This is a genomic window from Blastococcus sp. TML/M2B (assembly GCF_016612865.1).
Lineage (GTDB): Bacteria > Actinomycetota > Actinomycetes > Mycobacteriales > Geodermatophilaceae > Blastococcus.
Genome location: NZ_JAENZZ010000001.1, coordinates 1,417,133 through 1,436,565, shown reverse-complemented (window position 1 = coordinate 1,436,565; position 19,433 = coordinate 1,417,133). Strand labels below are relative to the sequence as shown.

Annotated in this window: 17 protein-coding genes and 2 pseudogenes; 13 read left to right on the top strand and 6 right to left on the bottom strand. The window is 74.8% G+C overall.

Features of this window, described 5'->3' with window-relative positions:
- On the top strand, window positions 1-828 hold the full coding sequence (locus JKP75_RS07015) for an MBL fold metallo-hydrolase (RefSeq protein ID WP_200492021.1): 828 nt from the start codon (window positions 1-3) through the stop codon (window positions 826-828).
- Window positions 795-1,781, top strand: coding sequence for an aldo/keto reductase family protein (locus JKP75_RS07010; protein WP_200492022.1), 987 nt, complete (start codon window positions 795-797; stop codon window positions 1,779-1,781). The genes JKP75_RS07015 and JKP75_RS07010 overlap by 34 nt, the downstream gene beginning before the upstream one ends.
- 28 nt (window positions 1,782-1,809) lie before the next feature.
- On the opposite strand, the gene JKP75_RS07005 is transcribed toward JKP75_RS07010, so the two are convergent.
- Window positions 1,810-2,022, bottom strand: coding sequence for a hypothetical protein (locus tag JKP75_RS07005; RefSeq protein ID WP_200492023.1), 213 nt, complete (start codon window positions 2,020-2,022; stop codon window positions 1,810-1,812).
- A gap of 104 nt (window positions 2,023-2,126) precedes the next feature.
- Between JKP75_RS07005 and JKP75_RS07000 the strand changes: the two genes are divergently transcribed.
- From JKP75_RS07000 to JKP75_RS06985, 4 genes are read left to right on the top strand one after another with little or no spacing between them, the layout of a single operon-like run.
- Complete coding sequence (locus JKP75_RS07000; RefSeq protein WP_200492024.1) at window positions 2,127-2,540, top strand: phage holin family protein; 414 nt, start codon at window positions 2,127-2,129, stop codon at window positions 2,538-2,540.
- The gene (locus JKP75_RS06995) at window positions 2,537-2,812 is read left to right on the top strand and encodes a DUF3618 domain-containing protein (protein WP_200492025.1); all 276 of its coding nucleotides are present in this window, start codon (window positions 2,537-2,539) and stop codon (window positions 2,810-2,812) included. Before JKP75_RS07000 ends, JKP75_RS06995 begins: the two co-directional genes overlap by 4 nt.
- On the top strand, window positions 2,809-3,081 hold the full coding sequence (locus tag JKP75_RS06990; protein ID WP_200492026.1) for a DUF4235 domain-containing protein: 273 nt from the start codon (window positions 2,809-2,811) through the stop codon (window positions 3,079-3,081). The genes JKP75_RS06995 and JKP75_RS06990 overlap by 4 nt, the downstream gene beginning before the upstream one ends.
- A gap of 10 nt (window positions 3,082-3,091) precedes the next feature.
- Entirely contained in the window at window positions 3,092-4,237 is a 1,146-nt protein-coding gene (locus JKP75_RS06985; RefSeq protein ID WP_200492027.1) for a YihY/virulence factor BrkB family protein, read from the top strand.
- Between the two features lie 16 nt (window positions 4,238-4,253).
- On the opposite strand, the gene gcvT is transcribed toward JKP75_RS06985, so the two are convergent.
- On the bottom strand, window positions 4,254-5,372 hold the full coding sequence (gene gcvT / locus JKP75_RS06980) for a glycine cleavage system aminomethyltransferase GcvT (protein ID WP_200492028.1): 1,119 nt from the start codon (window positions 5,370-5,372) through the stop codon (window positions 4,254-4,256).
- A 36-nt stretch (window positions 5,373-5,408) separates the two neighbouring features.
- On the opposite strand from gcvT, the gene JKP75_RS06975 reads away from it, so the two are divergent.
- Window positions 5,409-6,920 (top strand): leucyl aminopeptidase, encoded by a 1,512-nt coding sequence (locus tag JKP75_RS06975; RefSeq protein WP_200492029.1) that lies wholly within the window; start codon window positions 5,409-5,411, stop codon window positions 6,918-6,920.
- Between the two features lie 93 nt (window positions 6,921-7,013).
- Here the strand turns inward: JKP75_RS06975 and JKP75_RS06970 are convergent, their stop codons facing one another.
- Window positions 7,014-7,421: an oxidoreductase gene (locus tag JKP75_RS06970; protein WP_309229595.1), complete on the bottom strand. Its 408-nt coding sequence runs from the start codon at window positions 7,419-7,421 to the stop codon at window positions 7,014-7,016.
- A gap of 111 nt (window positions 7,422-7,532) precedes the next feature.
- Here JKP75_RS06970 and lpdA point away from each other — a divergent pair, with 111 nt between their 5' ends.
- The 4 genes and pseudogenes from lpdA (at window position 7,533) to JKP75_RS20780 (ending at window position 11,814) form a co-directional block, all read left to right on the top strand.
- Window positions 7,533-8,912: a dihydrolipoyl dehydrogenase gene (gene lpdA / locus JKP75_RS06965; RefSeq protein ID WP_200492030.1), complete on the top strand. Its 1,380-nt coding sequence runs from the start codon at window positions 7,533-7,535 to the stop codon at window positions 8,910-8,912.
- A 45-nt stretch (window positions 8,913-8,957) separates the two neighbouring features.
- The gene (sucB, locus tag JKP75_RS06960) at window positions 8,958-10,832 is read left to right on the top strand and encodes a 2-oxoglutarate dehydrogenase, E2 component, dihydrolipoamide succinyltransferase (RefSeq protein WP_200492887.1); all 1,875 of its coding nucleotides are present in this window, start codon (window positions 8,958-8,960) and stop codon (window positions 10,830-10,832) included.
- A 72-nt stretch (window positions 10,833-10,904) separates the two neighbouring features.
- A pseudogene (locus JKP75_RS20785) lies at window positions 10,905-11,474 on the top strand (NAD-dependent epimerase/dehydratase family protein); the annotation flags it as partial.
- A 145-nt stretch (window positions 11,475-11,619) separates the two neighbouring features.
- Window positions 11,620-11,814 (top strand): DUF1731 domain-containing protein, encoded by a 195-nt coding sequence (locus tag JKP75_RS20780; protein WP_242473146.1) that lies wholly within the window; start codon window positions 11,620-11,622, stop codon window positions 11,812-11,814.
- A 10-nt stretch (window positions 11,815-11,824) separates the two neighbouring features.
- On the opposite strand, the gene JKP75_RS06950 is transcribed toward JKP75_RS20780, so the two are convergent.
- Window positions 11,825-13,429, bottom strand: coding sequence for a serine/threonine-protein kinase (locus JKP75_RS06950; protein WP_200492033.1), 1,605 nt, complete (start codon window positions 13,427-13,429; stop codon window positions 11,825-11,827).
- An 84-nt stretch (window positions 13,430-13,513) separates the two neighbouring features.
- Between JKP75_RS06950 and JKP75_RS06945 the strand changes: the two genes are divergently transcribed.
- Window positions 13,514-14,740: an FAD-dependent oxidoreductase gene (locus JKP75_RS06945; RefSeq protein WP_200492886.1), complete on the top strand. Its 1,227-nt coding sequence runs from the start codon at window positions 13,514-13,516 to the stop codon at window positions 14,738-14,740.
- A gap of 9 nt (window positions 14,741-14,749) precedes the next feature.
- On the top strand, window positions 14,750-15,409 hold the full coding sequence (lipB, locus tag JKP75_RS06940) for a lipoyl(octanoyl) transferase LipB (RefSeq protein ID WP_200492034.1): 660 nt from the start codon (window positions 14,750-14,752) through the stop codon (window positions 15,407-15,409).
- Window positions 15,410-15,418: 9 nt separating this feature from the next.
- Here lipB and JKP75_RS06935 read toward each other — a convergent pair whose 3' ends face one another.
- Together JKP75_RS06935 and leuS are read right to left on the bottom strand one after the other, a co-directional pair.
- Window positions 15,419-16,447 carry a GNAT family N-acetyltransferase gene (locus JKP75_RS06935; protein ID WP_200492035.1) on the bottom strand — a complete coding sequence of 343 codons (1,029 nt, stop codon included), beginning with the start codon at window positions 16,445-16,447 and terminating at the stop codon, window positions 15,419-15,421.
- A 32-nt stretch (window positions 16,448-16,479) separates the two neighbouring features.
- Window positions 16,480-19,396 (bottom strand): annotated as a pseudogene (gene leuS / locus JKP75_RS06930) (leucine--tRNA ligase).
- Window positions 19,397-19,433: the final 37 nt, after the last annotated feature.

The following is a 19,433-nucleotide window of genomic DNA, read 5'->3' as shown; positions in this document are numbered from 1 at the left end:
GTGCACGTCCGGCTGCTGGGCACCGGCGCGGCCGACGGCTGGCCGAACCCCTGGTGCTCCTGCGCCTCGTGCGCGGACGCCCGCTCGCGCGGTGAGTCCCGTCGGCAGACCTCGGTCCTCGTGGACGGCGGTGTGCTGCTCGACCTCTCCCCCGCGCTACCGCCCGACGGCGTCTCGCTGGCCGGCGTGCACACCGTCCTGGTGACCCACGCGCACCCCGACCACTGCGCGCCCTTCGCCCTGCTGTGGCGGCACTGGGCGCTTCCCGACGAGCCGCTCGCCGTCGTCGGCCCCCCGGAGGTCCTCGAGACCTGCCGCCCGTGGCTCGCGCCGGACGCGCCGGTGGAGCTGGTCGAGGTCGCCCCCGGCGCGACGCTGCGCCGCCGCGGGTACGCCGTCCGCGTGCTGCCGGCCGACCACGAGGTGCCGACGGTGCTCTACGACGTCACCGCACCGGACGGCGGGCGGCTGCTCTACGCCACCGACACCGGCCCCCTGCCCGACGCCGCCGTCACCGACCTCACCGACGCCGCGTTCGACGTCGTCCTGCTCGAGCAGACCTTCGGCGACCGGCTCGACCACGGCACCCGGCACCTGGACCTCGCCTCGTTCCCGGCGCAGCTGGACCGGCTGCGCGCCGTCGGGGCGGTCACCGCGGGCACCGACGTCGTCGCCGTCCACCTGGGGCACCACAACCCGCCCGCCCCGGAGCTGGCCGCCCGGCTGGCCCGGCACGGAGCCCGCCTGCTGCCCGACGGCGCGGAACTGCGGGCGGAGGCCTACCGTCGGCGATCATGGAATTCCGACGCCTCGGCCGCTCCGGCCTGACCATCTCCGAGATCGCCTACGGCAACTGGCTCACCCACGGCAGCCAGGTCGAGGAGGACGCCGCGCACGCCTGCGTGCAGGCCGCCCTCGAGGAAGGCATCACGACCTTCGACACCGCGGACGTCTACGCCGGCACCAAGGCCGAGTCCGTGCTCGGCCGGGCGCTGTCCGGTCAGCGCCGCGAGGGCCTGGAGATCTTCACCAAGGTCTACTGGCCGACCGGTCCCGGGCAGAACGACCGCGGGCTGTCCCGCAAGCACATCATGGAGAGCTGCACCGCCTCGCTGCGGCGGCTGCAGACCGACTACGTCGACCTGTACCAGGCGCACCGCTACGACTCCTCGGTCCCGCTCGAGGAGACGATGACCGCCTTCGCCGACCTGGTGCGGCAGGGCAAGGTCCTCTACATCGGCGTCTCCGAGTGGAACGCCGATGAGATCGCCGCGGGCGCCGAGCTCGCCCGGGAGCTGGGCATCCAGCTGATCTCCAACCAGCCGCAGTACTCGATGCTGTGGCGGGTCATCGAGGACGAGGTCGTGCCGACGTCGGAGAAGCACGGCCTCTCCCAGATCGTCTGGTCGCCGCTGGCCCAGGGCATCCTCACCGGCAAGTACCTGCCCGGTCAGCAGCCGCCGCCGGACTCCCGGGGCGGCCACGCGGAGGCCGGCGGGTCGATGCGGCGCTTCCTCCGCAACGAGGAGCTGCTCACCCGCGTGCAGGACCTCGTGCCGATCGCGGCCGACCTCGGCCTGTCGATGGCCCAGCTGGCCGTGGCCTGGGTGCTGCAGAACCCCAACGTGGCCGCGGCGATCATCGGCGCGAGCCGCCCGGAGCAGGTGCGGGACAACGTCAAGGCCGCCGGCGTGACGCTGGACGCCGACGTCCTGGCCCGCATCGACGCCGCGCTCGGCGACGTCGTCGAGCGCGACCCGGGCAAGGTCTCGCGCGGCTGACGCCTCGCACGCGGACGGGCCTGGCGGCCTACGGGGCCGCCAGGCCCATCGGGCCGTAGACCTTCCGGTCGTCCTCGAAGAGGGTCACCGTGGCCACCCCCCGGTCGAGGAGGTCCCGCCAGGTCTCGCCCAGCCAGGACTCGGCGTCGCCCTGGTTCTCGGAAGCGGGGACCTCCACGCCGAGGGACGACGGGTCGACGGTCGCCCCCGAGGGGTCCTCCAGGCGCCAGTGCCAGCTCATCCCCGCAGGCTAGTGCGCCGACGCGGGAACGTGATCTTCCCCCGGGTTACCGGGGTCGCCGCCCGGGCATGGCAGTCCACCGACTGCACCCGAGCGGAGGACCCATGACCGCAGCTCCCCCACCGGCCGATCCGGCCACGGCCTCGACCGGTCAGCTGATCAGCCAGCTCACCGAGCAGGTGAGCCGGCTCGTCCGCGACGAGGCCCGGCTGGCGCAGGCCGAGGTCACCCAGAAGGCCAAGCGGCTCGGCGTCGGCGCCGGGCTGTTCGGCGGGGCGGGGCTGTTCGCCGTCCTGGGCCTGGCGGTGCTCGTGGCCACCGCCGTCCTGGCGCTGGACCTGGTGCTCCCGGCCTGGCTGGCCGCGCTCGTCGTCGCCGTCGTGCTGCTCGCCGTCGCCGGCGTGCTCGCGCTGATCGGCAAGAAGGACGTCGAGAAGGCCGGCCCGCCGGTGCCGACGCAGGCCATCGCCGGCGTCCAGGCCGACATCGCCGCGGTCAAGCAGGGGCTGTCGCGGTGAGCTCGCCGAACGGGACCGGCGACGTCGCCGCGCTGCGGGCCGAGATCGACGCGACCCGAGCGGAGCTGGGCCGCACGGTCGACGCGCTCAGCAACCGGCTGGACGTCCCGGCACGCGCCCGCGAGCGGGCCGCCCGCACCAGGGACACTGCCGTCGAGACCTACCGGGAGAGCCCGCCGGCCGTCATCGGCGCCGGCGTCGCCCTGGTCGGGCTCGTGGTCGGACTGATCGTCCTGCGCCGCCGGCGCAGCGGAGCGAGGAGGAAGCGTTGAGCAAGGGAGCGAAGCTCGCCTACCGGCCCATCGGCCTGATCGGCGGCATCCTGGCCGGAACCCTGAGCGGGATCGTCTTCAAGCAGCTGTGGAAGGCGATCGCGAACGAGGACGACGCCCCCAGCGCGCTGCAGAGCGAGTACCCGATGAAGGAGGTCGTGATCGCCGCGGCCATCCAGGGCGCGATCTTCGCCGCGACGAAGGCCGCCATCGACCGCGCCGGCGCCCAGGGCTTCACGAAGCTGACCGGCAGCTGGCCCGGCGACTGAGGGGCGGCAGATGACCGGCACAGGGGCGCGCGAGAGCTCCGTCGACCGGATCCGTCAGCGGGTCGAGGAGAAGGCCGCCCGCCGGGCCGCGGCGGCGAAGGCGGCGGCGGCGGCGCCGCCAGCGGATGAGCCGGACCGGCTGCCCCCCGACACGCCGGCGCCGGACCGCATGCCCGGAATCGACGCGGCGTCGCCGACCGGGATCCCGCTGCGCGGGTGGAAGCAGATCGTCAAGCGCGCCTGGGCGGAGAACAATGCCGACAACATGCCGATCATCGCCGGTGGCGTGGCGTTCTTCGGATTCCTGGCGATCTTCCCGGCGCTCATCGCGCTGATCTCCATCTACGGGCTGGTCGCCTCCCCCGAGCAGGCCGCGGAACAGGTGGAGGAGCTCACCGCGGGGCTGCCGACCGAGGCGCAGAGCCTGATCAGCGACCAGGTGACGGCGGTGACGGAGAACGCCGGCGGAGCGCTCACGCTCAGCCTGATCATCTCCATCGTCGCCGCGCTCTGGAGCGCCTCGGGCGGGGTGAACAACCTGGTCAAGGCGGTCAACATCGCCTACGACGAGGTGGAGACCCGCAACTTCGTGAAGCTGCGGGCGCTGTCGGTCGCGCTCACCCTCGGCGCCGTCGTCTTCGTCGTCCTCACCATCGGCCTGGTCGCCGTCGTGCCGATCGTGCTCGACGCGCTCCCCCTCGGCGGGCTGGGCACCGTCCTCGCCGAGGTCGCCCGCTGGGTGGGGCTGCTCGCCGTCGTCGCGGGCTCGCTCGCCATCCTCTACCGGGTCGCACCGGACCGGGACGCGCCGCGCTTCCGCTGGGTGAGCCTCGGCTCGATCGTGGTCACCGTCGTCTGGGCGCTGGTGAGCCTCGGGTTCACCCTGTACGTGAACAACTTCGGGTCCTACGACAAGACCTACGGCGCGATCGCCGGCGTCATCGTCCTGATGCTGTGGCTGTACCTGACCTGCTACCTGGTCCTGCTCGGCGCGGAGATCAACGCCGAGACCGAGCACCAGACCGCCGTCGACACCACCGGCGGCGACCCGGAACCCATGGGTGTCCGGGGCGCCGTCGTCGCCGACACGCTGCCCGACAAGCCGGAGCCGGAGAAGGGCGACAGCGACCCGACCCGCAAGAACGCCGCCCCCTGATCGGCGGCGCCCGTGCTCAGCGCACGTGCGAGGGCACGAACGGCGGCTTGACGACCTGCACCGGCTGCGGCCGGCCGCGGACGTCGACGGCGAGCTCGGCGCCCTCGGCGATCCCGGCCGCGGTGTCGAGGAGCGCCAGGGCGATGCCGGTCTTCAGCGTCGGCGAGAAGGTGCCGCTGGTGGTCTCGCCGACCCGCGCGCCGGCGGTGTCGAGCACCGCCATCCCGGCCCGCGGGATGCCGCGACCGGTGGCCCGCAGCCCCCACAGCTGCCGGGCGGGCCCGGCCTCCCGCTCGGCGAGCAGCGCCTCCCGGCCCCAGAACGCGGGCTTCTTCCAGCCCACGGCCCAGCCGGCCCGCGCCTGCACCGGGGTGATGTCGGGCGAGAGCTCGTGCCCGTGCAGGGGGTAGCCCATCTCTGTGCGCAGCGTGTCGCGGGCGCCGAGGCCGCAGGGCCGGATGCCGAGGTCCTGGCCGGCCTCCAGCAGCGCGTCCCACAGCTCACCGGCCCGGTCCGCCTCGACCAGCACCTCGTAGCCGTGCTCGCCGGTGTACCCGGTGCGGCAGACGGTCACCTCGGCCCCGCCGGCGCCGGTCCCGGTCACGAACGACATGTAGGAGAGCTCGCCCGGGAGACCGAGCAGCTCGAGCACCTGCAGCGAGCGCGGGCCCTGGACGGCGAGGACGGCGACCTGCTCGTGCCGGTTCTCGACCACCACGCCGGCGGGGGCCTCCGCGGCCAGCCGGGCCAGGACGTCGGCGGCGTTCGCGGCGTTGGGCACCAGCAGCACGTCGTCGGGGCCGTGCAGGTAGACGATCAGGTCGTCGACGACGCCGCCGGCGCGCGGATCGCCGTCGGGCAGGCAGCACAGCGTGTACTGCGCCTGCCCCGGCCCGATGCGGCCCAGGTCGTTGGTCAGGCAGGAGTCGACGAACGCCGCCGCGCCCGGGCCGCGCACCGTCCCGGTGCCCAGGTGGGAGACGTCGAAGAGCCCGACGCCCTCCCGCACCGCGGCGTGCTCGGCGAGGACTCCCCCGCCGGCGTACTCGATCGGCATCGACCAGCCGCCGAAGTCGGCGAGCTTGGCGCCGGCGGCGACGTGGCGGTCGTGCAGGGGCGAGGTCAGCGGGCTCACGCGGCCCAACGTAGTGCGCGCTCCTAGGATGCGGACGTGCCGCCGACGATCTCCGCCACCGACCAGCCCCTCGAGAAGCTCTCCGCCGACGCGGTCGTCGTCGCGGTCGGCAAGGGCCCCGACGGGCCGCTGCCCACGCCCGGCGCGGAGGCGGTGGACCGGCTGCTCGGCGGCCGGCTGTTCGCCGCGCTGGCCGACCTCGGCGCCCGCGGTGGCGAGGACGAGGTCACCCGCCTGCCCTCGTTCGGCCAGGGCCCCTTCCCCGTGGTCGCCGTCACCGGCCTCGGCGCGCCCGACGCGTCCGGCAGCTACTCCGCCGAGTCGGTGCGCCGCGCCGCGGGTGCGGCCAGCCGAGCGCTCGCCGGGCGCCGGTCGGTCGTCAGCCTGCTGGCCGCCGTGGGCGGTGCACCCGACGCCGAGCGGCTGCACGCCGTCGGCGAGGGGTCGCTGCTGGGTGCCTACGAGTTCACCGCCTACAAGTCCGACCTGCCCGCGAACCGGCCGCTGCCGCCGCAGGAGATCACCGTCGTCGTCCCGGGCGCCTCCGACGCCGAGAAGGCGCTGCGCCGGTCCCGCGCCGTCGCCGACGCCGTCGCGCTCGTCCGCGACCTGGTGAACACCCCGCCCAACGACCTCTACCCCGCCGAGCTGGCCGCCCGCGGCGCCGCCGCCGGGAAGAAGCACGGGCTGAGCTCGGAGATCCTGGACGAGGACGAGCTGGCCGCGGGCGGCTACGGCGGCATCCTCGCCGTCGGCTCGGGCTCCACCCGCAAGCCGCGGCTGCTCCGGCTGACCTACCGGGGCAAGGGCGCGCGCACGAAGATCGCGCTGGTCGGCAAGGGCATCACCTTCGACAGCGGCGGCATCTCGATCAAGCCCGCCGCCAAGATGGAGGACATGAAGAGCGACATGGCCGGCGCCGCGGCCGTGATCGCCACCGTCTGCCTGGTCGCCGAGCTCGGGCTGCCCGTCGAGGTCACCGCGACCGTGCCGATGGCCGAGAACCTGCCCAGCGGCACCGCCTACCGCCCGGCCGACGTCGTGACCTTCCGCAACGGCAAGAAGGCGGAGATCACCAACACCGACGCCGAGGGCCGCGTGGTCCTCGCCGACGCGATCGCCCGCGCGGCCGAGGACCGGCCCGACGCACTGCTGGAGACCTCCACGCTCACCGGCGCCCAGATGGTCGCGCTCGGCTCGCGGACCTCCGGCGTCATGGGCAGCGACGACCTGCGCGACACCGTCGTCGAGGCCTCGCGCCGCGCCGGCGAGTCGATGTGGCCGATGCCGCTGCCGGCCGAGCTGCGCCGCGGGCTGGACTCCCCGGTGGCCGACTTCACCAACGCCAACACCGACCGCCTCGGCGGGATGCTGGTGGGCGGCCACTTCCTCAAGGAGTTCGTGCCCGCCGACCTGCCCTGGGCGCACATCGACATCGCCGGCCCCAGCTACAACACCGGCGGCCCGTGGGGCTACACGCCCAAGGGCGGCACCGGCGTCCCGGTCCGCACCCTGCTGGCGACGATCGAGGCCCTCATCGCCGACTGATCCCCGCGCTGGGATCAGGTGACCTGATCGTCGAGCGTCCTCCCTCACCGTGCACCACGAGGGAGGACGCTCCACGGTGAGGGAGGACGGCGGTCACAGCCCCTTCTGGCGGGCGCTCCAGTCGCGCATGCGCTGGGGGTACCCGGTGACCTGGGCGTCGTAGACCGGGATCGCGAGGTCGCGGGAGAGCTTGCGGGCGACGTCGGGGCCGTCGATGCGCCGGCGCGTCCACTCGCCGTCGGCCGCCACCAGCACGATCGTCGTCTCGGTGACCGCCGTCCGCGGCTCGACGTAGCCCTCGACGCCGCGACGCGAGGCGACGAACTGCTCCAGGTGGGCCAGGTCGGTGCGGTGCGAGCCGCGGTCGAGGGTGCTCCGCCGCCCGTCGCCGCCGGGCCGGGAGGGGCCGCGACGCCCCCGGCCGCGCAGCCGGTCGAACAGCCCCATGGCACTTCTCCCGTCGTCGGAGGCGCGCTCGTCGACCCCGGTGATCACCGGCACGCTCGGCAGGGCAACGGCGCTCCCGGCCGGGTCGTTCCCGGAGTGGCAGGATGGGCACGAGGCCCCGCCCGCTCGAGCGGGACCAGACACCGCACTTGAGGAGCAGAACACGTGAGCGCACCGACGTCCCCCGCCGACCTGGTCATCCTCGGCGGTGGCTCGGGTGGTTACGCCGCGGCGTTCCGGGCCTCCGAGCTCGGCCTGAACGTCGTCCTCATCGAGAAGGACAAGGTCGGCGGCACCTGCCTGCACCGCGGCTGCATCCCGACCAAGGCCCTGCTGCACGCCGGCGAGGTCGCCGACCTGGCCCGCGAGGGCGAGCAGTTCGGCGTCAAGACGTCGCTGGCCGGCATCGACATGGACGGCGTCAACAGCTACAAGGACGGCGTCATCGCCAAGCTCTACAAGGGGCTGCAGGGCCTGGTGAAGGCCCGCAAGATCACCTACGTCGAGGGCGAGGGGCGGCTCACCTCCCCGACCACCGTCGAGGTGAACGGCCAGAGCTACGAGGGCAAGCACATCCTGCTGGCCACCGGCTCCTACGCCCGCAGCCTGCCCGGCCTGGAGATCGACGGCACCAAGGTCATCACCAGCGACCACGCCCTCAACCTGGACCGGGTCCCGGCCTCGGCGATCATCCTCGGCGGCGGCGTCATCGGCTGCGAGTTCGCCAGCGCCTGGAAGTCCTTCGGCGTCGACGTCACCATCGTCGAGGCGCTCCCCCACCTGGTCCCGCTCGAGGACGAGTCCTCCTCGAAGCTGCTCGAGCGCGCGTTCCGCCGTCGCAAGATCGGCTACGAGCTCGGCAGCCGCTTCTCCGGCGTCCAGCACACCGAGAACGGCGTCAAGGTCTCCCTGGAGAACGGCAAGGAGATCGAGGCCGAGCTGCTGCTCGTCGCCGTCGGTCGCGGGCCGGTCAGCCAGGGCCTCGGCTACGAGGAGGCCGGCGTCCAGATGGACCGCGGCTACGTCCTCGTCGACGAGTACTGCTCGACCAACGTGCCGACCGTCTCCGCCGTCGGCGACCTCATCCCGACGCTGCAGCTGGCCCACGTCGGCTTCGGCGAGGGCATCCTCGTCGCCGAGAAGGTCGCCGGGCTGAACCCCGCCCCCATCGACTACGCCGGCGTCCCGCGGATCACCTACTCCGACCCCGAGGTCGCCTCCGTCGGGCTCACCGAGGCGCAGGCCAAGGAGCGCTACGGCGAGGTGAAGACCCTCACCTACGACCTCGCCGGCAACGGCCGCAGCCAGATCCTCAAGACCACCGGGGCCGTGAAGCTCATCCAGGCGCCGGACGGCCCCGTCGTCGGCATCCACATGGTCGGCAGCCGGGTCGGCGAGCTCATCGCCGAGGCCCAGCTCATCTACAACTGGGAGGCCGAGGCCGACGACGTCGCCAGCCTCATCCACCCGCACCCGACCCAGAGCGAGGCGCTGGGCGAGGCCCACCTGGCCCTCGCCGGCAAGCCGCTGCACGTCCACGGCTGACCCGCACACCCCACCTGCCCCGCGCCACGAAGGAGTCCTGCCCCGATGCCGACGTCCGTCACCATGCCCGCCCTGGGCGAGAGCGTCACCGAGGGCACGGTCACCCGATGGCTCAAGCAGGAGGGTGACCAGGTCGAGGTCGACGAGCCCCTCCTCGAGGTGTCGACCGACAAGGTCGACACCGAGATCCCCTCGCCCGCAGCGGGCATCCTGACCAAGATCCTCGTCGCCGAGGACGAGACCGTCGACGTCGGCGCGGAGCTCGCCGTCATCGGTGGGGACGGCGACGGCGGCGGGCAGGCCGGGGGTGGCGACGCCGCCTCCGCGTCGGCCGAGGACGCCGAGACGCCGCAGACCCCCGACCAGCAGGTCGAGGACGCCGCTCCCGAGCCGGCCGCCGAGCAGCCCGCCCCGCAGCAGCAGCAGGAGGAGCCCCCGGCATCCCCGGCCGGCGGTGGCGGTGGCGGCGAGGGCACCCCGGTGACCATGCCGGCGCTCGGCGAGAGCGTCACCGAGGGCACCGTCACCCGCTGGCTCAAGGCCGTGGGCGACGAGATCACCGCCGACGAGCCGCTGCTCGAGGTGTCCACCGACAAGGTCGACACCGAGATCCCGGCGCCGGTCAGCGGCACGCTGCTCGAGATCACGGTGAACGAGGACGAGACCGTCGACGTCGGCGCGCAGCTGGCCGTCATCGGCACCGGCTCGGCCGGCGGGTCCGCGCCGGCCCCGGCCGCGCCCGCGCAGGAAGCCCCCCAGCAGCAGGAGGCCCCCCAGCAGGAAGCGCCGGCCCAGGAGGCGCCGCAGCAGGCGCCCGCCGAGGAGAAGCCGCAGGCCGCCCCCGAGGCCAAGCCCGCGGCGACCACAACCACCCAGCCCGGTGGCGACTACGGCGCCAGCGGCGCCCAGCCGGCCGCCTCCCCCACCTCGCAGCCCGCCCCGCAGGTCGCGCCGCAGGCGCCGGCCGGGCAGTCCGCGGGCGGGGACGGCGGCAGCTACGTGACCCCGCTGGTGCGCCGGCTCGCCGCCGAGCGCGGCGTCGACCTCGGCTCGGTCACCGGCAGCGGTGTCGGCGGGCGGGTCCGCAAGCAGGACGTCCTCGCCGCGGCGGAGAAGGCGTCCGCGCCGGCTCCCGCCGCTCCGGCCGCCGGTGGCACGCGGACCCCGTCGCCGGCCGCCACGCCCGACACCTCGCTGCGCGGACGCACGGAGAAGATGTCCCGCCTGCGCACGGTCATCGCCAAGCGGATGGTCGAGTCGCTGCAAGTCAGCGCCCAGCTGACGACGGTCCTCGAGGCCGACGTCACCCGGATCGCCCACCTGCGCCAGCAGGCCAAGGCCGACTTCGAGGCCCGCGAGGGGGTCAAGCTGTCGTTCCTGCCGTTCTTCGCCAAGGCCGCCGTCGAGGCGCTCAAGGCGCACCCGTCGGTGAACTCCTCGATCGACCAGGAGGCCGGCACGGTCACCTACCACGACGCCGAGAACCTCGGCATCGCGGTGGACACCGAGCGCGGGCTGCTGGTGCCGGTCATCCACGACGCCGGCGACCTGAGCCTGGGCGGGATCGCGCGCAAGATCGCCGACCTGGCCGAGCGCACCCGGTCGAACAAGGTCACCCCCGACGAGCTGGGCGGCGGCACCTTCACGCTGACCAACACCGGCAGCCGCGGGGCCCTGTTCGACACCCCGATCATCAACCAGCCCCAGGTCGCCATCCTCGGCGTCGGCTCGGTGGTCAAGCGGCCGGTCGTCCTGGAGGACCCGGAGCTCGGGGAGGTCATCGCCGTCCGGTCGATGGTCTACCTGGCCCTGACCTACGACCACCGCATCGTCGACGGCGCCGACGCCGCCCGCTTCCTCACCACGGTGAAGGAACGGCTGGAATCCGGGCAGTTCCAGGGCGAGCTCGGTCTCGCCTGACAGCACCTCGATCAGGGTCCCGGCAGCAGCCGGGGCCCTGATCGCGTCCGGGGGGACCGAAGGAGGTAGCTCGTGAAGATCGCCGTGGCCGGGGCCTCCGGCCTGATCGGTGGCGCCCTGGTGCCCGCCCTGCGCGCCGACGGTCACGAGGTGGTGCAGCTGGTCCGCCGCACCCCGCGCACGGCCGAGGAGCACCGCTGGGACCCCCAGCACCGGCGCATCGACCCCGCGTTGCTGCGCGACGTGAACGCGGTGATCAACCTCGCCGGGGCCCCGATCCGGCCGCGTCCCTGGACCCGTGGCTACCGGCACGAGCTGGTGAACAGCCGGCTGGACGCCACGGCCACCATCAGCCAGGCGCTGGCCGACGCCGTGGCCGAGGACCCCTCCCGCCCGCGGGTGCTGCTCAACGCCTCGGGCATCGGCTACTACGGCGACACCGGGCCGGCGGAGATCCGCGAGGACGCGCCGCCCGGGTCGGACTTCCTCGCCCAGCTGTGCGTCCGGTGGGAGGCCGCCACCGCCGCGGCCGCCGACGCCGGCGTGCGGGTCGTGCTGCTGCGGACCGGTCTGGTGCTCGGTCCCGACGCCATGCTCATCAAGGTCCTCGGGCTGGTGTTCCGGCTCGGGCTGGGCGGCCGGATGGGCTCCGGGAAGCAGTACTGGCCGTGGATCAGCCTGGACGACGAGATCGGCGCGATCCGGCACCCTGCTCACCGCCGACGTCTCCGGGCCGGTCAACCTCGCCGCGCCCGCGCCGGTGACCAACGCCGAGTTCACCGAGGTGATGGGCCGGGTGCTCTCCCGGCCCACCCCGCTGCCGGTGCCCGCCTTCGCCGTGTCCACGGGGCTCGGGGAATTCGGCCGCGCCAGCGTCATCGGCGGGCAGCGGGCGGTGCCCGCGAGGCTGCTCGAGTCCGGCTACGTGTTCGCCGACACCGACCTGGACAAGACCCTCCGCACGGCGCTCGGGAAGGGCTGAGCCGCATCGCTCAGCCCAGCCGCTCGGCGCGCTCGATCCGCCAGCCGTCAGCGGTCCGGACCAGCACGACGCGTGCCGGTGCCGGCGGCCGCGCCGGTGCGGTGCGCAACGCCGGCCCGTCGGGGCGCTCCGCCGCGACCACCTCGTAGCCGGGCCAGCCGTCGGTGAGCCGCAGCTCCGCCCGGTCGGGCGTCAGCGTCCCGACCACGACGTCGGCGACCGTCGGCGCGAAGCCGCGCAGCCGCTCCCCCGCCGCGTCCAGCGCCCGGGCGTGCTCGGCGTCGGCGGCGGCCTGCGGGCTGCCGTCGACCCAGACGCCGGCCAGCGGCTCCACCTCGGCCGAGGTGAACGCCTCCGCCCGCACCGCGTACAGGCGCTCGACCAGCGCCGCCCAGTCCGCGGCGGTGACCGGGTCGGCGGGAAGCGGCTCGGCGGGCGCGGGCTCGGGCGCGGGCTCGGGCTCGGCCGGCGGCGACTGGGCAGGGACCGACGCCTCAGGTGCCGGCCCGGCCGGTGCGGTGGCGGCCGCCACCGCCGTCCCCGGCCCGGCTTCCCCGCTCCCCCAGCGGACGACCAGCCAGCCGGTGAGCGCGACGGCGAGGACGAGCACCGCGGCACCGGCAGCAGCCCGCCGCGGCCGGGCCGGCCAGAGGTCACCGAGCAGTGCGCGCCACCGCGCGAACCGGCCGGCCGGCGGGACGACGACCGGCGCCGGGCGGGGCGTCCGGCCCGGCACGACGTGCGTGAGCTCGGCCTGCGGCGCCGCATCGCGCCGCGCCGCAGCGGCCGCCGTGAGCGCCACCGGTTGCGGCCGGCAGGCGTGCCGGAGGTCGAGGGCGAACGCGGCGGCCGAGCCCCGCTCGTGGGGATCGGCCGCCAGCCCCCGGCGGACCACCTCCAGGAGCGCGGGCGGGGCCTCGGGTGCCAGCTCGGCGAGGTCGGGCAGCTGCCCGTGCGCGGCGACGGCCAGCGTGTCGCCGGGGGTGGCCGCGTTCCACGGCGCGATGCCGGTGAGGGCGTGGAACGCGGCGGCCGCCACGCCGAACACGTCCGACGCCGGGCCGGGTGCCGCGCCGCGGGCCACCGCCGGGTCGACGTAGGCGGGGGTGACCGCCGCGGCCGCCGTCTCGCCGAGGATGCGCGCGACACCCAGGTCGGTGAGGACCGGCCGGCCCTCCGCGGTGAAGACGACGTTGCCCGGCGACAGGTCGCCGTGGACGACGCCGTGGGAGTGCACGTGCGCCAGCGCGGCGGCGACCGGCGCGCACACCGTCACCACCTCCCCCGCGTCGAGCCGGCCGCGCGCGGCCAGCAGGTCGGCGAGGCTGCCCCCCTCGAGCAGGTCGAGGACCAGGGCGACCCGGGGCGCGCCCCCTCGCCGCGGCTGGTGCACCACCTCGACCAGCCGCACCAGGTGCGGGTGGTCCAGCTCGCCCAGCAGCGCGGCCTCGCGCGCCTGCCGCTGCGGATCGCCCTCGACCAGCACCTTGACCGCCACCGACGGTCCGCCGCGGCGGGGCGCGGCGCGCCACACCTCGCCGGTGCTGCCGCGGCCCAGCAGCTCCTCGCAGGTGTAGCCGGGGACCACGGGTGGCGCGGGGACGGGTGCGGGCATGCCCAGGGACCGTAGGCGTTCCGGCGCCCTCGCCGTTCCCGTCGTCCACAGGTGGACGGGCGCTCCGCTGGCTAGGTTGGGGCGGTGACGGTGCCGGCGCGTGCGGAGGTCGTGGTCGTCGGTGCCGGGTTGGCCGGGCTCGCCGCGGCCACCCGGCTGGCCGCGGCCGGGTGCGACGTGCACGTCGTCGAGGCCGCGGAGCACGCCGGCGGCCGGCTGACGACCGAGCGGATCGACGGGTTCGTCGTCGACCGCGGCTTCCAGGTGCTCAACACCGGCTACCCGCGGGTGGCCGACCTCGACCTGCCGTCGCTGGACCTCGGCTGGTTCCTCACCGGCGCGCGGGTGTGGGTCGACGGCCGGGCGCACGCCGTCGTCGACCCGCGTAGCCGGCCCGCGGCCCTGCCGGCGACGGCGACCGCCCCGATCGGCTCGCTGCGGGAGAAGGCGGCGCTGGCCGCGTTCTCGCTGCGCGCGGGCTACCTCCCCGTGCCGCGGCTGCTCGCCGCGCCGGAACGCACCGCCGCCGAGGCGCTGCAGCGGGCCGGCCTGGGCTGTGCGGTGCTCGAGCGCTTCCTCCGCCCCTTCCTCGCCGGCGTCCTGCTCGAGGACCGGCTGGACACCTCGAGCCGCTACCTGGACCTGCTGTGGCGCAGCTTCGTGCGCGGCCGCATCGGGCTGCCCGCCCGCGGGATGCAGTCGGTGGGCGAGCAGCTGGCCGGACGGCTGCCGGCGGGGGCGCTGCACCTGGGCTGCCCGGTCACCGCCGTCCGGAGCGGGGCCGTCGACACCGCGGCCGGGCCGATCGCCGCGGACGCCGTCGTCGTCGCCACCGACCCGACGGCGGCCGCGGGCCTGCTGCCGGGCGTGACCGCCTCGGCTCCACGCCAGGTCACCACGCACCTGCACGTGCTGCCCGCCTCGCCGTGGGACGAGCCGCTGCTGGTCCTCGGCCGGCCCGGCGGGCAGCTGGTGAACAGCGTCGTCCTCACCGACGCCCAGCCGCGGTACGCCCCGGACGGCCGCGCCCTGGTGGCCAGCTCCACGCTCGCCCCCACCCGGGAGGCCGACGTCCGCGGGGAGGTCGCGCAGGCGCACGGGGTCGCCGCCGCCGACCTGGACCACCTGACCAGCGTGACCGTGCCGCACGCGCAGCCGGCCGCCGTGCCGCCGCTGGACCTGCGGCGCGCGGTCGACCTGGGCGACGGCGTGTTCGTCTGCGGTGACCACCGGGACACCCCCTCCATCCAGGGCGCCCTGGCGAGCGGCGCCCGTGCCGCGCGGGCGGTGCTGCGCCGGCTGCGGGCCTAGGCTGGGCCCGTGACCGAGCTCCAGGTGATCCGGGCGGGCGTCGTCCCGTACGAGCAGGCGTGGGAGATGCAGCGCGAGGTGCACGCGCGGCGGGTGGCCGGCGAGGGCCCGGACACGCTGCTGCTGCTGGAGCACCCGTCGGTCTACACCGCCGGCAAGCGCACCGAGGCCCACGAGCGCCCGGCCGACGGCACTCCCGTGGTCGACGTCGACCGGGGCGGCAAGATCACCTGGCACGGCCCCGGGCAGCTGGTCGGCTACCCGATCGTGGCGCTGCCCGACCCGGTGGACGTGGTCGCCTACGTCCGCCGGCTGGAGGGCGCGCTCATCGACGTCTGCGCCGGGTTCGGCGTGACCGCCGGCCGCGTGGAGGGCCGCAGCGGCGTCTGGCTACCCGCCGACGAGCCCGGCCAGGGCTACCGGCCGGAGCGCAAGGTGGCGGCCATCGGCATCCGGGTCGCGCGCGGGGTCACCATGCACGGCTTCGCACTCAACTGCGATCCCGACCTGGGTGCGTTCGGGGCGATCGTGCCGTGCGGCATCCCCGACGCCGGTGTCACCTCGCTGTCGGCCGAGCTGGGCCGCGACGTGACGGTGGCCGCGGCGCTCGACCCGGTCGAGGCAGCGATGCGGGCCGTGCTGGCCGGCGTGCCCGCGTCCGCCGCCTGACCTCCCCGGTCACGGCGCGCCCAGCACGTCACGGCGCAGCGACCACATCGAGAGCTGCCCGGCGGGGACGAAGCCGAGCGACTCGTTGACCGCGACCATCGGCGCGTTGCCCTCGAGGTTGTAGGTGCTGATCCGCCGCGTGCCCGGGAACGCCGTCGCGTGGTCGCGGAGCACTGCCGCCTTGACCAGCGCGCCGAGCCGGTGGCCGCGGTGCTCGCGTAGCACCAGCGTGGCCCCCTGCCGGGCGTGCTCGACCCGGCCGAGCGAGACGTGCAGGTCGGTGAAGGCGACCAGCCGGCCGTCGCGCACCGCCCCGGCGGAGAGCACCGCGCGGCCGCGGGCCACGTTGAGCTCCTCGGTCTCCCGGATCCGCGCGGCGTCCCAGCGCTCCTCCTCCACGGGCAGTTCGCCGTGCGGGGCGTCGGTGCTCATCCGCTCCTCGAGCAGCGCCCGGTCGGCCAGCAGCGCGTCGGGGACGTGGTCCCGCCAGGTGACCACCTCGTAGCCGCGCGAAGCCTGCCACGCCTCCGCCTCCACCGCGGCCAGCCGGCCCTCGTCGGCCGGGAGGACCAGGTCACGGCGGGTCTCCAGCAGGGCGCAGGTCCAGCCGGCCCGCTGCGCGAACAGCCGGCCGGGTGCGTCCGGACCGGGCTCGTCCACCTCGGTGATCAGCTCGGTGCGGCCCGCGTCGGCGGCCAGCGCGAGCGCCTCGGCGAGCAGCGCCCGGCCCACGCCGCGGCGGCGGTGGTCCGGGTGCACGGCCAGGTCGACGAAGGTCACCGTGGTGTTGTCCCGCACCGGGTGGATGAGCCGCAGCGCGCCGACGACGTCGTCCCCCAGGACGGCGGCGCGGTGCGTGCCGTCCTTCGACGTCCCGGGCTCGGCCAGCTGCCGGCCCAGGACCACGTGCTCGCTGACCGGGCGGGGCGCCTCGTCCGGGCGGTCGGCGAGCTCGGCCGCCGCCCACACCGCGCACCACGCGGGGAAGGCGGCGTCGCCGGGCCCGACCTCGACCAGGCGGACGGGAGAGGTGCTCACCCGACCGTTCTACCGGCCCCGACAACCGCTTTTCAGCCGAGGACGAAGTTGACCAGCCGGCCGGGGACGGCGACGACGCGGCGGATCGTCGCGCCCTCGAGGTGGCCGGCGATCTTCTCGTCGGCGCGGGCGGCGGCCTCCAGCGCGGCGGCGTCGGCGTCGGCCGGCACGGTCACCTGCGACCGGACCTTGCCGTTGACCTGGACGGCGACCTGCACGGTGTCCTCGACCAGCCAGCGCGGGTCGGCGGTCGGGAACGGCGCCCAGGCCACCGAGCCCTCGCCGCCGAGCCGCGACCACAGCTCCTCGCCCAGGTGCGGGGCCAGCGGCGCCACCATGAGCACCAGCTGCTCGGCCACCGACCGCGGCACCGGCGACGACGCGCCGTAGGCCTGGGTGAGGTGGTTGGTCAGCTCGGTGATCCGGGCGATCGCGATGTTGAACCGCAGCGTCGCGTAGCCGTCGCGCACGCCGTCGATCGCCTTGTGCAGCGCGCGCAGCGTCTCCTCCGCGGGCTCCACGTCGGCGGTGGCCCGGACGGCGCCGGAGACCTCGTCGACGACGACCCGCCAGATCCGCTGCAGCAGCCGCTGCGAGCCGACCACGGCCTTGGTCTCCCACGGCCGCGACTGCTCCAGCGGGCCGGTGGACATCTCGTAGACGCGGAAGGTGTCGGCGCCGTACGCGCCGATCATCTCGTCCGGCGTGACCATGTTCTTGAGGCTCTTGCCGATCTTCCCGTACTCGCGGTTGACCGGCTTGCCCTCGTACAGGAACTGGCCGTCCTTCTCCACGACCTCGGCGGCGGGCACGTAGAAGCCCCGCTCGTCGGTGTAGGCGTAGGCGGAGATGTAGCCCTGGTTCACCAGCCGGCGGAACGGCTCCTCGCTGGACACGTGGCCGAGGTCGTGCAGCACCTTGTGCCAGAAGCGGGCGTACAGCAGGTGCAGCACCGCGTGCTCGACGCCGCCGACGTACAGGTCGACGCCGCCGGTGTCGCCCTCGGAGCGCGGGCCCATCCAGTACCGCTCCAGCTCGGGGTCGACCATGCGCTCGTCGTCGCCCGGGTCCAGGTAGCGCAGGTAGTACCAGCACGACCCGGCCCAGTTGGGCATCGTGTTGGTCTCGCGGCGGTACTTCTTCAGGCCCTCGCCCAGGTCCAGCTCGACCGTCGTCCAGTCGGTGGCGCGGGACAGCGGCGGCTCGGGGGCGGAGTCGGCGTCGTCGTCGGCGAACGTCTTGGGCGAGTAGTCGTCGACCTCGGGCAGCAGCACCGGCAGCATCGACGTCGGGACGGCGACCGGGCGGTCGTCCTCGTCGTAGACGATCGGGAACGGCTCGCCCCAGTAGCGCTGCCGGCTGAACAGCCAGTCCCGCAGTTTGTACGTGGTGGTGGCCTCGCCGGCGCCACGGGCCACCAGCCAGGCGGTGATCCGCTCGATCGCCTCGGTCTTCTCCAACCCGTCGAGCGAGATCTCGTCGTTCGCCGAGTTGATCATCGGTCCGGCGCCGGTGTACGCGCCGCCCTCGAAGCCGGCCGGCGGCTGCACGGTGCGGACGACGGGCAGCCCGAAGGTCTCGGCGAACTCGAATGTCGCGGGTGTCCTCGCCGGGCACCGCCATGATCGCGCCGGTGCCGTAGCCGGTGAGCACGTAGTCGGCGATGAACACCGGCAGCTCGCGGCCGTTCACCGGGTTGACCGCGTGTACGCCCAGCCAGACGCCGGTCTTCTCGCGCCCGGCGTCCTGGCGGTCCAGCTCGGAACGGCGGGAGGCCTGCCGCTGGTACTCGCGCACGGCTTCGGCCGGGGTGGCCGCGCCACCGGTCCACCGCGGGTCGGTGCCGTCGGGCCACGCGCCCGCAGTGAGGGCCTCGACCAGCGGGTGCTCGGGCGCCAGCACCACGTAGGTCGCGCCGAACAGCGTGTCCGGCCGGGTGGTGAAGACCTCGATGGTCTCGCCCGAGGCCGTGTCGCCCCCACCCGCCCCACCGGCGAACCGGATCCTCGCCCCGGTCGAGCGGCCGATCCAGTTGCGCTGCATCAGCTTCAGCGACTCCGACCAGTCCAGCCGGTCCAGGTCGGCCAGCAACCGGTCGGCGTAGGCGGTGATCCGCATCATCCACTGCTTGAGGGGGCGCCGGAACACCGGGAAGTTGCCGCGCTCGGAGCGCCCGTCGGCGGTGACCTCCTCGTTGGAGAGCACGGTGCCCAGGCCGGGGCACCAGTTCACCGGGGCCTCGTTCAGGTAGGCCAGCCGGTGGCCGTCGACGACGACCTTCTTCTCGCGCGCGTCCAGCTCCGCCCACGGGCGGCCGGTCGGGTTGGTGCCGGCGGCGGGCTCCCGGGTGCCGGCGTCGAGCTCGGCGACCAGATCCTCGATCGGGCGGGCCTTGCCGGCGTCCTCATCGAACCAGGACCCGAAGATCTGCAGGAAGATCCACTGGGTCCACTTGTAGTAGCCCGGGTCGATCGTGGCGAAGGTGCGCCGCTGGTCGTGGTCCACGCCCAGCCGCCGCAGCTGCGCGCTGATCGCGGCGATGTTGGCCTCGGTGGTGACCCGGGGGTGCTGCCCGGTCTGCACGGCGTACTGCTCGGCGGGCAGGCCGAAGGCGTCGTAGCCCATCGGGTGCAGCACGTTGTCGCCGTCCATCCGGCGGAACCGGCTGGTGACGTCGGTGCCCAGGTAGCCCAGCGGGTGTCCGACGTGCAGGCCCGCGCCCGAGGGGTACGGGAACATGTCCATCGCGAAGAACTTCGGGCGATCGGCGACCCGCTCGAAGCCCTCGCTCAGCCGGCCGGTGGGGTTGGGCGTGTGGAAGGTGCCCTCGGCCTCCCAGCGGTCCTGCCACGAGAGCTCGATCTGCTGGGCCAGCGCGGGCGTGTAGCGGTGCGGGGGGATGTCCCCCGCCGCCTGCTCGACGTTGGGCTGGTCGGCCGTCTGGCTCATCGTTCGTGCTCCTGGTCTCGTTCGCCGACGGGCATGA

What these genes read in the sequence shown, in the direction of transcription:
- JKP75_RS07010 (WP_200492022.1), top strand. Translation starts at nt 795, where the DNA reads ATGGAATTCCGACGCCTCGGCCGCTCCGGCCTGACCATCTCCGAGATC.
- JKP75_RS07005 (WP_200492023.1), bottom strand. Translation starts at nt 2,022, where the DNA reads ATGAGCTGGCACTGGCGCCTGGAGGACCCCTCGGGGGCGACCGTCGAC.
- JKP75_RS07000 (WP_200492024.1), top strand. Translation starts at nt 2,127, where the DNA reads ATGACCGCAGCTCCCCCACCGGCCGATCCGGCCACGGCCTCGACCGGT.
- JKP75_RS06985 (WP_200492027.1), top strand. Translation starts at nt 3,092, where the DNA reads ATGACCGGCACAGGGGCGCGCGAGAGCTCCGTCGACCGGATCCGTCAG.
- sucB (WP_200492887.1), top strand. Translation starts at nt 8,958, where the DNA reads ATGCCGACGTCCGTCACCATGCCCGCCCTGGGCGAGAGCGTCACCGAG.
- JKP75_RS20780 (WP_242473146.1), top strand. Translation starts at nt 11,620, where the DNA reads ATGGGCCGGGTGCTCTCCCGGCCCACCCCGCTGCCGGTGCCCGCCTTC.
- JKP75_RS06950 (WP_200492033.1), bottom strand. Translation starts at nt 13,429, where the DNA reads ATGCCCGCACCCGTCCCCGCGCCACCCGTGGTCCCCGGCTACACCTGC.